This window comes from Amycolatopsis sulphurea, assembly GCF_002564045.1.
Lineage (GTDB): Bacteria > Actinomycetota > Actinomycetes > Mycobacteriales > Pseudonocardiaceae > Amycolatopsis > Amycolatopsis sulphurea.
In genome coordinates this window covers 1,076,732-1,088,972 of the sequence record NZ_PDJK01000001.1, presented here as the reverse complement: position 1 = coordinate 1,088,972, position 12,241 = coordinate 1,076,732, and the positions used below count along the sequence as shown (strand labels likewise).

General features: G+C 69.4%; 15 protein-coding genes. 8 read left to right on the top strand and 7 right to left on the bottom strand.

The window, feature by feature from the left end; all coding sequences use genetic code 11:
- Positions 1 to 23 precede the first annotated feature (23 nt).
- The 6 genes from ATK36_RS04910 to ATK36_RS32750 all read left to right on the top strand — a co-directional run bounded on the left by ATK36_RS04910 (position 24) and on the right by ATK36_RS32750 (position 4,563).
- A complete protein-coding gene (locus ATK36_RS04910) occupies positions 24 to 950 on the top strand; it encodes a ParA family protein (RefSeq protein WP_098510006.1) in 927 nt (308 codons plus the stop codon).
- Positions 951 to 1,721: 771 nt separating this feature from the next.
- Positions 1,722 to 2,054: a hypothetical protein gene (locus ATK36_RS32760; protein WP_211291785.1), complete on the top strand. Its 333-nt coding sequence runs from the start codon at positions 1,722 to 1,724 to the stop codon at positions 2,052 to 2,054.
- 128 nt (positions 2,055 to 2,182) lie between these two features.
- Complete coding sequence (locus ATK36_RS04905) at positions 2,183 to 3,376, top strand: glycoside hydrolase domain-containing protein (RefSeq protein ID WP_211291784.1); 1,194 nt, start codon at positions 2,183 to 2,185, stop codon at positions 3,374 to 3,376.
- Positions 3,376 to 3,705 carry a hypothetical protein gene (locus tag ATK36_RS04900; RefSeq protein ID WP_098510005.1) on the top strand — a complete coding sequence of 110 codons (330 nt, stop codon included), beginning with the start codon at positions 3,376 to 3,378 and terminating at the stop codon, positions 3,703 to 3,705. Before ATK36_RS04905 ends, ATK36_RS04900 begins: the two co-directional genes overlap by 1 nt.
- Positions 3,702 to 4,247 (top strand): hypothetical protein, encoded by a 546-nt coding sequence (locus tag ATK36_RS32755; protein WP_211291819.1) that lies wholly within the window; start codon positions 3,702 to 3,704, stop codon positions 4,245 to 4,247. Before ATK36_RS04900 ends, ATK36_RS32755 begins: the two co-directional genes overlap by 4 nt.
- A gap of 4 nt (positions 4,248 to 4,251) precedes the next feature.
- Complete coding sequence (locus ATK36_RS32750) at positions 4,252 to 4,563, top strand: hypothetical protein (protein ID WP_211291818.1); 312 nt, start codon at positions 4,252 to 4,254, stop codon at positions 4,561 to 4,563.
- 429 nt (positions 4,564 to 4,992) lie between these two features.
- Here ATK36_RS32750 and hisG read toward each other — a convergent pair whose 3' ends face one another.
- The 3 genes from hisG to ATK36_RS04885 all read right to left on the bottom strand — a co-directional run bounded on the left by hisG (position 4,993) and on the right by ATK36_RS04885 (position 6,885).
- The gene (gene hisG, locus ATK36_RS04895; RefSeq protein ID WP_098510004.1) at positions 4,993 to 5,838 is read right to left on the bottom strand and encodes an ATP phosphoribosyltransferase; all 846 of its coding nucleotides are present in this window, start codon (positions 5,836 to 5,838) and stop codon (positions 4,993 to 4,995) included.
- Between the two features lie 33 nt (positions 5,839 to 5,871).
- Positions 5,872 to 6,135 (bottom strand): phosphoribosyl-ATP diphosphatase, encoded by a 264-nt coding sequence (locus ATK36_RS04890; RefSeq protein WP_098510347.1) that lies wholly within the window; start codon positions 6,133 to 6,135, stop codon positions 5,872 to 5,874.
- A 63-nt stretch (positions 6,136 to 6,198) separates the two neighbouring features.
- Positions 6,199 to 6,885, bottom strand: a complete 687-nt coding sequence (locus ATK36_RS04885) for an HAD family hydrolase (RefSeq protein WP_281259012.1) — start codon at positions 6,883 to 6,885, stop codon at positions 6,199 to 6,201.
- A gap of 152 nt (positions 6,886 to 7,037) precedes the next feature.
- On the opposite strand from ATK36_RS04885, the gene ATK36_RS04880 reads away from it, so the two are divergent.
- On the top strand, positions 7,038 to 7,958 hold the full coding sequence (locus tag ATK36_RS04880; RefSeq protein WP_098510003.1) for a PAC2 family protein: 921 nt from the start codon (positions 7,038 to 7,040) through the stop codon (positions 7,956 to 7,958).
- Positions 7,959 to 8,186: 228 nt separating this feature from the next.
- Here ATK36_RS04880 and ATK36_RS04875 read toward each other — a convergent pair whose 3' ends face one another.
- Positions 8,187 to 9,017: a metallophosphoesterase family protein gene (locus ATK36_RS04875; RefSeq protein WP_098510002.1), complete on the bottom strand. Its 831-nt coding sequence runs from the start codon at positions 9,015 to 9,017 to the stop codon at positions 8,187 to 8,189.
- Between the two features lie 211 nt (positions 9,018 to 9,228).
- On the opposite strand from ATK36_RS04875, the gene ATK36_RS04870 reads away from it, so the two are divergent.
- Positions 9,229 to 9,693 carry a MarR family winged helix-turn-helix transcriptional regulator gene (locus ATK36_RS04870; protein WP_098510001.1) on the top strand — a complete coding sequence of 155 codons (465 nt, stop codon included), beginning with the start codon at positions 9,229 to 9,231 and terminating at the stop codon, positions 9,691 to 9,693.
- Positions 9,694 to 9,761: 68 nt separating this feature from the next.
- On the opposite strand, the gene mshC is transcribed toward ATK36_RS04870, so the two are convergent.
- The 3 genes from mshC to ATK36_RS04855 all read right to left on the bottom strand — a co-directional run bounded on the left by mshC (position 9,762) and on the right by ATK36_RS04855 (position 12,113).
- Positions 9,762 to 11,000 carry a cysteine--1-D-myo-inosityl 2-amino-2-deoxy-alpha-D-glucopyranoside ligase gene (gene mshC / locus ATK36_RS04865; RefSeq protein ID WP_098510000.1) on the bottom strand — a complete coding sequence of 413 codons (1,239 nt, stop codon included), beginning with the start codon at positions 10,998 to 11,000 and terminating at the stop codon, positions 9,762 to 9,764.
- A gap of 148 nt (positions 11,001 to 11,148) precedes the next feature.
- Positions 11,149 to 11,325, bottom strand: a complete 177-nt coding sequence (locus tag ATK36_RS33270; RefSeq protein WP_245914338.1) for a TipAS antibiotic-recognition domain-containing protein — start codon at positions 11,323 to 11,325, stop codon at positions 11,149 to 11,151.
- Between the two features lie 209 nt (positions 11,326 to 11,534).
- Positions 11,535 to 12,113: a MerR family transcriptional regulator gene (locus ATK36_RS04855; RefSeq protein ID WP_342751986.1), complete on the bottom strand. Its 579-nt coding sequence runs from the start codon at positions 12,111 to 12,113 to the stop codon at positions 11,535 to 11,537.
- Positions 12,114 to 12,241 lie beyond the last annotated feature (128 nt).

Genomic DNA, 12,241 nt, shown 5'->3' with positions numbered 1-12,241 from the left:
CGATCGACAAGGAGCGCTCCGGCATGCAGATCACCTCGGTGGTCAACCAGAAGGGCGGGGTGGGCAAGACCTCGCTGAGCGTGGGCGCGGCCGCGGCTCTGGCCGAACGGGGCCGGCGCGTGCTGCTGGTCGACCTCGACCCGCAGGGGCACGCGACCACCGAGATGCTCGGCATGGCCGAGGTCCCGGCCGAAGGTCCCACCCTCGCCAAGGCGCTCACCAAGCGGTGGAAGGGCCCGGTCGAGGAACTGGCCGTGCCGCATCCGCGCAGCAACATCGGCCGGGGCGGGCGGCTGGACGTGATCCCGACCTCGACCGGGATGTTCGATCTGATCCGCAGGCTCGACCAGTTCCGGGTGCCCGGCTGGCAGCTGGCCAGGGTGATCCAGTTCGCGCACTACGACCACGTGGTGATCGACTGCCCGCCGGCGCAGGACGTCCTGACCAACAACGCCCTCGCCGCCTCGCACGGCATCCTGGTGCCGGTCCAGCCGGACAAGACGAGCATCCGCGCGCTACGGCTGCTGGCCGACCAGGTCCGGTACGTGGAGCAGACCACTGGCCGCGGCCCGATCTCCTGGTACGGCATCGTGCCCGGCCTCTACCGCCGGCCGATCTCCCACTACGCGGCGGCAGCGTTGCAGGAGATGGCCTCCTTCGGCGTGCCGATGCTCTCGCACGTCCCGCTCGGCGTGGTGATGAACGAGGCCGCGGCACACGGCGTGCCCGTGACCACCTACGCCCCGGAGACCGTACAGGCCCTCTCGTTCCGCGAGATCGCCGCGACGCTCGACGGGTACCTTGCCCAGCACCCCGGCCCGACCGAGGTCCCGGCGGACGAGGAGTTCGTGTTCGAGGACTTCATCTCCGAGGTCGCGGTCGCCCGCAACGTCAACGACAACGGTGCCCGGAAGAAGCTCTACGACCTGATGCCCAAGCGGCGGCGGTGAGGACTCCTGCGGTGGGGTCCGGACGTCAGCCGGGACGAGTTGGTCGGGTTCGTCTGACGCCGGCGGATGTCGCGTTCGTCGATCCCGGCCCGGCGGTGAGACGCCTGGCTGGTCCGCGCGACGAATCCGCTTCCCCTTGCGCACCGCCGTGAATCCGGCAGGTTCGGCGACGTGCGAACCTCAGCCGCGAGTGCTCACCGCTTGCCCATCAACCGCCGGTCGTTGTCATCGAAGAGGAAGGACCGCTCCGAGGCGGGCCGGTTCCCGCGCGCGCGTCCCTTCCCCGGAACACAACCGGAACGCTCTTACGGAACAGCTCGACCAGTAGCCATGATCACCCCGCCGGGTATTCCGGTAGACGATCGCCTGACAGAACGCCCGGCTATATACGAACTGGTCTTCTCGATGGCGGTCGCCCTTGGCGGAAGGTCCCGTCAGCCGGTGAGTCTGATTCAGATGGCGGACTTGGTGAGTTCGGAATGCTGCGGACGCGGGTACGGCTAGACCATCCGGTGGAATCAGGTTTGCTTCGGCGCGGCGTGGCCACCATCGAGGTGATATTCCACTCGCGGTGGGCGTGATCCGCGTTCGGTACTCTTCTTCCGTGTCGGCCGCATTCGTTGCGGCGACGGGCGTTTGTCGCCATTCGGGGGGAAGGACCACGCACGATGGACCAAAGAGTCCTGGAAGCTCAGCAGTGGGTGAACGCCACTTACGGCGCGGTGGCCGGTTAAGCGGTGCCCGGAGAACGGGCGCACCGGCTGGTCCACGATGTACTCGCTGACCATGGGCCTGCAACACGAACTGGGCATCTCCCCCGTGGTCGCGAGCTTCGGCCCGGGTACGATGGCCAAGGTCAAAGAACTGGGCGTCGTCGGTTTCGGCTGGAACCGCAACAGCAACATCGTGCGCATCATTCAGCACGGCCTGTTCTGCAAGGGCTACAACGGAGCCAACGGTTACGGCGAATACAGCGCGGTGACCACCCAGGCAGTCAAGAAATGCGTGTCGACATGGGGCTTCCCGATGGCGGTATCGGCACTGCGGGCGGACAGGTCACGCCACAGATCTTCCGATGCGTGCTCAACATGGACGCCTACGTAACTGTTGGCGGCGGAACGGACAAGGTCCGCGGCATCCAGCAGTGGCTCAACGGGCGATACTGACAGCGCGACGCCGACACTCTCGGCCCCTGCGCCGGGAACTACTCTCGCGACGTACAGAAGTCGCTGGTGATCGGACTGCAGTACGAACTCGGCAGCAGCCAGCCCAACGGCAACTTCGGTCCCGGCACCCAGTCCGGACTGAAGAGCCACTCGGTCGGTCCGGGCAGTACCGGTATTTTCGTGGAACTATTCTCGGCGGCCTGTGTGTTCAACGAACCGGTACCGCTCGGAAACGTACGCACCACGCGGAAATCGACCTTCGACGGCGCGCTGGGCGAATACGTCCATGCGTTCCAGGGCTTCTCCCAACTCACCGTGAACGGCCAGGGCGACTACTCGATCTGGGCGCAACTGCTGGTTTCGATGGGGGACGCCGACCGGCCCGCACAGGGCTGCGACACCCGGTTCGAGATCACCGCCTCCCGGGCCCAGTGGCTCAAGTCCAACGGATACCGGGTGGCGGGCCGCTACCTGTACGACCCGCCGCGCTCAACCCTGGACAAGGAGATCAAGCCGGGCGAGCTGAAGACGATCTTCGGTGCCGGTCTGCGGGTATTCCCGATCTATCAAGACAACGCCCGTCAACTCTCCGACTTCACCTACTCCCACGGCTATCAGCACGCCCTCAACGCGCACCGGCTGGCCGTCGGCTACGGCTTCAATCGCGGCACGGTGATCTACTTCGCGGTGGACTACGACGCTACCCAGGAGCAGATCGACTCGGCCATCGTGCCTTACTTCCAGGGCGTGCAGGCTGGGCTGGCCAGCAACGGCAAGAAGTACGTGCACGGGGTGTACGGCTCGCGCAACGTGTGCATCAACGTCACGAACAAGACCTACGCGCGGCACTCGTTCGTCTCCGGAATGTCCTGGGGCTTCTCCGGAAACCTCGGTTTCCCGCTACCCGCGAATTGGTCGTACAACCAGATCAAGGAATTCACCGTCACGAACGGCTCGGACAAGTTCGACCTGGACCGTGATGTGGCCCGCGACGACGGCGGCGACCCTGGTCAGGGCAGTGTGAACGACCCAACCGGCCCCGCGGACACGTTCCTCGGCTACGTGCAGCGGCTCTACGACTGCGCCCGCTCCTACGGCAAGGGCAACCCGAGTCAGCTCGTCATGGAGTACATCCGAGAGGTGTCGTACAACGACTTGAGGTGGAAGGGGCTGATCGGTGGTGAGGCACGGATGGCCCGGCAGTACAAGGCCAACCACGACGCCTACCTGCGCCAGGCCCAGCAGCGAGCGGCCCGCTGATGGCCCGACTCCGTGTACGAGGCTGGCTTGGGCTGGCTCTGCTCGCTGCGGTCGCGTTCGTGTTCACCGCTTTCGTCGGCTTCGCGGCGGTCGGTCTGGACAGCCAGGAGAAGCGCGAAGCCGTACACCAGCAATACGACCGGGAGTACCTGAACCAGCATTCGCAGGAATCCGGCCAGTTTTTCCCGATGCACGAGTGGTGCAACGCCGACTACGACGTGGTGCCTGGCTGGATCAATCCAGCGCTCGTGATCTTCGCTGTCGTCACGGTGGCGTGCCTCATCGGAGCTGCCGCGGCCACCGTCCGCTTGATAAGGAATTCCCGATGACTGTTCCGGCCTGCTCGGCCCTCAGTCGCCGGCTGTTTCTCGGCTCGACTGCGGCGACCGTCGGCACTATCGCCCTCACCGGATTCACCGCCACCACCGCGGCCGCGGCGCCTACGGGTGCGAGCGCCTGGACCGGTTCGACCTCCGGCAACGGCTGGCCGATTCTGGCCAAGGCAACCGCGTTCCGCATCGAGGGCAGCAACCAGGCAGTCCGCCTGGTGGACGGGGACGCGGCGACGATTTTGTTGCACGTCGCGCGCCGTTTCCACTACGAGATCGACACCCTGCGCGACGGCGGCGTCGTCGGTTTCACACCCGGCCGGCCGGTCACGCAGCCGTTCGAATCGAACTGCCTATCCGGAACCGCGATCACCATTCGCTCCATCTGCTATCCCCTCGGCGCGCACGGCGGCTTCTACCCCAGGGTTCCGGCAAAGTTGGTCGGGGACCCGGCAGCGGGCGATGCTGAGGTGTGTGCGACCACCTCGTGGCGTGCGCCAGACCGGTTTCGGGTCTGTGAAGGGGCCCTTCACAGACTCTGAGTCCGTGAAGGGCCCCTTCACGGACTTCCACACCGACTTTGCCGACACCCTGGGCTTCTACCCCGGGGAACAGGCCGTGATCCGGGACATTCTCGCCGAACTCGGCAAGGCTGTGTCCTGGGGCGGCGACGAGCGGGTTCCGAAAGAATCGCATTTTCAGATTGCCCAGGCGCCTGGCCACCCCGCGATCCGGGCCGCGGCCCAGCAGATCCGAGGCTGGGACGATACCCCCGGCGGGCACGGCGCGGGCGCGGTAAACGTCTTCGCCACCAATCGGCTCCAGGCTGCCCACCAGGTCCCATTGCACACTCGGTGATCCCACAGCCCCGGTCCGGGTTCGGCGCGGGGTCGTGGTGCTCGGCTCCGGGCTGGAGAGCCTGATCGCGCCGATGTTCTTCAACCGCGGCAGCAGCCGGAACCCCACCAGCTCGGTGAACGCGAACCCGACCACGCCGGCGCCGTGCGGTGTCAGTGTGGTCTGCCTCGATCTCCGCATCGGTGCAGCGTCGCACCATACCCTCGATCATCGACGCGACCCCGGAACCGCTTCGAGTCACTCGCCGGTCGTGGTGGCCTTGCCCCTGGCAGCTACCCAGGACCTCCGGCATGCCATCCCGACGACATCCCCAAAGCGATCTTGCCTGACTGAAACGCACTCGACCGGAAAGTCCGGATCGCGGCGGTAACCGCACCGTCCACTGTGGATGGTGAACCACCCGGGCTCACCATCCACAGTGGATCGACCTCACAGCCGGCAGGAGCGGATGTCCGAGGCCAGGACCGCCTTGGCGCCGCATTCGGCCAGTTCGTCCATGATCCGGTTGACGTTCTTGCGGGACACCATCGCCCGCACCGCGACCCACTTCTCGTCGGCCAGCGGCGCGACCGTGGGCGATTCCAGCCCCGGCGTGATCGCGATCGCGCGCTCCAGCAGGTCGCGCGGGCAGTCGTAGTCCAGCATCAGGTACTGCTGCGCGAACACCACCCCGCGCAGCCGGGCGGCCAGCTGGGCCTTCGCCTTCGCCGGTTCGCCGCCCGCACGCTGGAGCAGGACCGCCTCGGACACGCAGATCGGGTCCCCGAAAGCGACCAGGTTGTGCTGGCGCAGCGAACGCCCCGACTCCACCACGTCCGCGATCGCGTCCGCGACGCCGAGCTGGATCGAGATTTCCACCGCCCCGTCCAGCCGGATCACCTCGGCCTCGACGCCCTGGCGGGCCAGGTCCTCGCGGACCAGCCGCGGATACGAGGTGGCGAGGCGCTTGCCGTGCAGATCGGCCGGCTTCCAGTCCCGGCCCGCCGGTGCCGCGTAGCGGAAGGTGGACCCGCCGAACCCCAGCGCCAGCACCTCCTCCACCGGGGCACCGGAGTCCAGCGCCAGATCGCGGCCGGTGATCCCGAGGTCCAGCTCCCCGGAGCCGACGTAGATCGCGATGTCCTTGGGGCGCAGGAAGAAGAACTCGACGTCGTTGACCGGGTCGAGGACGTTCAGGTCCTTGCCGTCATGTCGCTTGCGGTAGCCCGCCTCGGCGAGCATCTCCGCCGCGGCGACGGCGAGGGCTCCCTTGTTCGGCACGGCAACACGCAGCATTTCGCTCTCCTCGATCTCCGGTTCGGATGCGCGTCAGAGGTAGCGGTACACGTCCTCGGTCGAGATCCCCCGGCCGAGCATGAGCACCTGGACCCGGTACAGCAGTTGCGAGATCTCCTCGGCGAGCCGCTCGTCGGACTCGTGCTCGGCGGCGATCCACACCTCGCCCGCCTCTTCGAGCACCTTCTTGCCCTGGGCGTGCACCCCGTCGTCGAGGGCGACGACGGTGCCGGACCCGTCGGGACGGGTACGCGCGCGCTCGGCAAGCTCGGCGAACAGCTCATCGAAGGTCTTCACGGACAGCGATCCTTCCACCCCGCCCGCACCCGCCCGGCCCCGGGTGACCGGAAGCGGCCGGGCTCACACCTGCGCCAGCAACGCGGCCAGCGCCGGCCCGTCCACACCCACCAGCGAGCTGCGGAACACCCGCCGCGGGCCGCCGGGGACCTCGACGTCGTTCGGCACGACCAGCACCGCGCAGCCGGCCCGTTCGGCCGACTCCGCGCCCGGCGGCGAATCCTCCACCGCGACACTGCGTTCCGGCGCCACCCCGAGCAGCTCGGCGGCCTGCAGGTAGGGGCGGGGCAGCGGCTTGTTCTCCCCGCCGACCTCGTCGCCGCAGACCGTCACGTCGAAGAACTCGCGGCCGATGGAGTTGAGCGCCAGCTCGGTCAGCACCCGCTCGGTCGAGGTGACCAGCGCCGAGGGCAGCCCCGCCGCGCGCACCGCGCCGAGCGCCTCACGAGCACCCGGCCGCCACGGCAGCGCCCCGTCGAACAGCCGCGCCGTCCGGCGGCGGATCCACTCCCCCGTCTCCGCGACCGCCTCCGCGGTGACCGGCCGCCCGGCGACCTCCAGCAGCACCGCGGACGTGGCGTCCATGTTCGAGCCGACCAGCGTCAGCCGGGTCCGTTCGGACAGCGTCCCGCCGAGCATCTCCGCGCATTCGTACAGCGCGACGTCCCAGAGCTTCTCGGAATCGACGAGGGTGCCGTCCATGTCCCAGAACACGGCGGCGGGTCCGTCCGGCGAGGACGGTGCAGTCACGGTTTCTCCTTCATCCCGGGGACGGCTCTCCAGGCCCAGGATTCCACGGAGGCCCGGGTGAGCGGCGCCACACCCGAGCCCGCCCCGCGTGCGTGACGCGCCCGGCCGGGCACGCTGCGCAGCGGACGGGCCGAAGGTCGTAGGCTGGTCCGGTGAGTGACCCAGTCGAGCAGACCCCGCGGCCCGGTACCCCGGACCGCGACCACCCGGAATCGAACCGTCCGATCATGATTCTGGCTTTCGAAGGCTGGAACGACGCCGGTGACGCCGCCAGCCGTGCGCTCGAGCACCTCCAGCTCACCTGGGACGCCACACCGCTGGCCGAGGTGGAGCCGGACGACTACTACGACTTCCAGGTGAGCCGCCCGTCGGTCCGGCTGGTGGACGGGGTGAGCCGCCGGGTGGACTGGCCCACCACGCGGCTGTCGGTGTGCCGCCCGGAGGGGCTGGACCGCGATCTGGTGCTGGTGCAGGGCCCGGAGCCGAACATGCGCTGGCGCGCGTTCTGCGCCGAACTGGTGGAGCACGTGGTGCAGCTGGACGTGGAGCTCGTCGTCGCGCTCGGCGCGCTGCTCGCGGACACCGCGCACACCCGGCCGGTCCCGGTCACCGGGACGGCCTACGACAAGGACACCGCGAGCCGGTTCCACCTGGAGCTGAACAACTACCAGGGGCCGACCGGCATCGTCGGCGTGCTGCAGGACTACTGCGTGCAGGCCGGGGTGCCGGCGGTGTCGATCTGGGCGGCCGTGCCGCACTACGTCTCGCACCCGCCCTCGCCGAAGGCCACGCTGGCGCTGCTGCACAAGCTGGAGGATGTGCTCGACGTGGAGATCCCGCTCGGCTCGCTGCCCGAGCAGTCCGAGGAGTGGCAGCAGACCGTCAGCGAGATGGCCGACGAGGACGAGGAGATCAGCGAGTACGTGCGCGGCCTGGAGGAGCGCGGCGACGCGGAGACCGACTTCACCATGGAGGAGGTCTCCGGGGACAAGATCGCCGCGGAGTTCGAGCGCTACCTGCGCCGGCGGCGGCCGGGCCCGGGTCCGGACAGCGGCGGCTTCGGCCTGCGCTGAGCACAGCCGGCCACCGCGTCGGTGTTTCAGCGGTACGGGTGAACACGCGGTGACCAGGCTGACTCGGAACCGGCAGCACCCAGATCTGCCTCGGGTGCGGTTACGGCATTCCGGGTGCGCCACCTTCCCGCGCCGCGGCGGTCGGAGGGACTCGCCGGACCGGGGAAGAGGCGAACATGCGCAGCCCGCCGCCGCTGAGCACGACCGGCCGCGCGGCGGGAAATCCGCTTATGCGGTGAGCAGTTTCCGCACCGGCACCGCGCCGCGCGCCCGGCGGCTCCACTCCCGCGGGTAGCCGAGCGAGACCTCCTCGAAGCGCACGCCGTCGGCCGAGGTGGTGCGCGGGATGTGCAGGTGCCCGTAGACGGCCAGCTCGGCGCGGTACCGCAGGTGCCAGTCCTCGGTCTCGGTGGTACCGCACCAGAGTGCGAACTCCGGGTAGTACAGCGGCTCGGTCGGGTGCCGGTGCAGCGGCCAGTGCGACATCAGGATGGTGCGGTGATCCGCCGGGATGGCGTCGAGGCGGTCGCGGCTGACCTTCAGCCGGGCTTCGCACCAGGCCTGCCGGGACGGGTACGGATCGGGGTGCAGGAAGTACTCGTCGGTGCACACCACACCGGCCTCCCGCGCCTGCGCCAGCGCCACTTCGCGGCTCTCGCCCGCGGCCGCCGGGGTCCGCCAGCTGTAGTCGTAGAACACGAACAGCGGCGCGATGGTGAGCGGCTGCGGGCCGTGCGGCCACACCGGGAACTCGTCCTCCGGGGTGTGCACGCCCACCGCACGGCACTGCTCGACCAGGAACTCGTACCGGGCCTGGCCGCGCAGCTGACATTCGTCCTTCGGCGTGGTCCACAGCTCGTGGTTGCCCGGGACCCAGACCACCTTCGCGAAGCGCTCCCGGAGCGTCGCGAGGGTTTCTTTGATGGCTGAAGCACTTTCTGCCACGTCCCCGGCGACCAGCAGCCAGTCGTCCGGTCCGTCGGGCACCACCCGATCGACGAGCGGGCCGTTGCCCTCGTGGGTCACGTGCAGATCGGAAGTGGCGAAGAGAGACGGCACGCTCCCACCGTAACGACTTTCCGGGCCGGGGAACGCCGGAACCCGCCCCCGAGCGACCCCGGGACGGGCGACGCACCCCGGACGCACGACGGGGCATGACGAGAGGCGCCCACCCGCCCGTCGCCCGTCCCGGTCAGCTATGCTCACGCTCAGTCACTGCACCAGGCAGTGACTGAGTCCGTCAGCCACTTCGCCACCGAGGAACCATTCCGTGCCCGACCAGCGAGAACTCGCCACCGCCGCCACGCTGGCCCTGCCGCGGTTCATCAGCGCGACCGTCCGGTTCCACACCACCGTCGCGGATCGGCTCGGGGTCACCCCGGCCGAACTGCACTGCCTGCAACTGGTGCACAGCGGCGTCACCGACTCGCCCACCGAACTCGCGCGGCTGCTCGGGCTGACCACCGGCGCGTTCACCCGGCTGCTCGACCGGATGGAGCGGGCCCGGCTCGTGGAACGGGTACCCGATCCCGCCGATCGGCGGCGGCTGCGCGTGCGGGCCCGGCCGGACCGGATGGCCGAGCTGACCGACCTCTACGCCCCGCTCGCCCACCAGCTCGGCGCGCAACTGGCGAAGTTCGACCGCAGGCAGCTGACCGCGCTGGTCGCGTTCCTCACCGGCGGCGAGGCGGCCGCGGGCCGGGCCGTCGCCGAGCTGCACGAGGGAACGAGCTGAAGGCTGTGAAGGGGCCCTTCACGGACTCTGAGTCCGTGAAGGGCCCCTTCACGGACCTCGCTGATTGGTCAGAGAGCGATACCGAGGAGGGCGTCCACTGCGTCGCGGATCTGGCCCGGCGCGGCCGCGTCGGTGCCGGAGCGGTGCAGTGCGGCGCTCACCCAGGCGTCCACGGCCGCGAGTGCCTTTGGGGTGTCGAGGTCGTCGGAGAGGTGGTCGCGCAGCCGTACCACGGTGTCGGCCGCGTCCGGTCCGTCGGGCAGCGCGGCCGCCTCTCGCCAGCGGGCCAGCCGCTCCTGCGCCTCGGTCAGCAGCGCGTCGGTCCACGGCCGGTCTTCGCGGTAGTGCCCGGAGAACAGCGCCAGCCGGATCGCCGCGGGGTCGACGCCGTCCGCACGAAGGCGGGAGACGAACACCAGGTTCCCGCGGGACTTCGACATCTTCTCGCCGTCCAGGCCGATCATCCCGGCGTGCACGTAGTGCCGCGCGAACGGGTGCTCCCCTGACACCGCCTCGGCGTGCGCCGCGCTGTACTCGTGGTGCGGGAAGATCAGGTCCGAGCCGCCGCCCTGCAGGTCGAAACCGGACCCGAGGCGGTTGGCCGCGATCGCGCTGCATTCGATGTGCCAGCCCGGCCGCCCCGCGCCCAGCTCGGACTCCCAGGACGGCTCACCGTCGCGGGCCATCCGCCACAGCAGCGCGTCCAGCGGGTGCCGCTTGCCGGGGCGATCCGGGTCGCCGCCGCGCTCGGCGAAGAACTTCGCCATGGTCTCCGCGTCGTAGCCGGATTCGTAGCCGAACCGGCCGGTCGCGTTGTGCGCGAAGTAGACGTCCGGATACTCCGCGTCGTCCGCGCGGTAGGCGCTGCCGTCGGCCAGCAGTTTCGCGATCACCTCGATGATCTCCGGGATCGCCTCGACCGCGCCGACGAACTGCCGGGGCGGCACCACCCGCAGGGCTTCCATGTCCTCACGGAACAGCGCGGTCTCGCGCATGCCGAGCACGATCCAGTCGCCGGAGTCCCGCTCCGCGCGCTCCAGCAGTGGCTCGTCCACGTCGGTCACGTTCTGCACGTAGTGCACCTCGTGGCCGTTGTCCCGCCACACCCGGTTGACCAGGTCGAAGGCCAGGTACGTGGCAGCGTGGCCGAGGTGCGTGGCGTCGTAGGGGGTGATCCCGCAGACGTACATCCGGGCGGTCCGGCCCGGCGCGGTCGGGCGCACCTGCCCGGTCGCGGTGTCGTGGAGCCGGAGGGGGCGGGGCGTGCCGGGCAGCCGCGGCACGGCGACAGATGACCAAGTCTGCATACCTCCGACTGTAAGCGTGACGTCCGTCCGCTTTCTCACCCGGTGGGAGCCCGACCGCAGGCTCCCACCGGGCGAGAATCAGTGGCGCAGGGCGTTGGCCCGAACGGCGTCGCGCACGTACGCCCCGATGGCGGACTGCTGCTCCTCCTCACGGACCAGGAAGGGCCAGTTGGGCCGGCTCGCGCACGTACAGCTCCGCGATCCACTGCTGCATCTCGTAGCCGCACTCCCCCATCACCGCGGCGAGCATCGCACGGTGCTCCTCGGCGAGCGCGGCCGCTTCGGCGCCGTCGGCCGAAACTCCTGCGTCGACGAGCCTCGTCACCCAGTCTTTGCGCTGCCGCCAGGGTCCCGGCAAAGTTATCGAGGACCGTGATCAGCAGAGAGAGCCGTGGCTGCCGCGTCATCCATCGACGGCGCCTGCCCTCTCGATCTATTGCGCGGCGGGCGATGCGGAGGTGTTCGAGACGCCAGACCACCTCGTGGTGTGCGCCGGACCGGCTTCGGGTCTGTGAAGGGGCCCTTCACAGACCTTCACGGACCTCCGCCGTCTGCGCAGGGCCCCTCACACCGACTTTGCCGACACCCTTGCGTTGCCGCTCGGCTTCCGCCCATTCGGCCTTGTCCGCGGGCAGCGTGGCGCGCTGCCATTCCGGGGGTGTCGCCCCAGCGCTGCGCGGCCTCCTCCGGGTACCCCTCGGGCTCACGGAACCCGCCGAACACCTCGAACTTCTCCTCGGGCGTCAATGCGCTGCCCATGGCTCTCGCCTCCGGTACGCGATCGACGGCCGCGACCATGCGGGTGACCCGGTCCGCTTTCGCCACCAGCAGCTCCCGCTGCCACCTCAGGTGGGCGTCAGCTTCGGCCTCCGGTGCGGAAAGCAGAGTCGCGATCGTCTCAAGGGGGAGGCCGAGCTCCCGGTAGAGCAGGACACGCTGCAACCGGTCGAGATCGGCGTCGCGGTAACGACGGTAGCCGGCGGCGCTCCGCCCGCTCGGCGACAGCAACCCGATCTCGTCGTAGTGGTGCACTGTGCGCACGGTGATCCCGGCGAACGCCGCGACCTCGCCCACCCGGTAGTCCATCGCTTCCCCCGTTCTTGTGGCCGTCACCGGCCCGCAGGGTTCCGGCAAAGTTGGTCGGGGACCCGGCAGCGGGCGATGCGGAGGTGTATGCGACCACCTCGTGGCGTGCCCCGGACCGGTTTCAGGTCCGTGAAGGGGCCCTTCACAGACCTCCA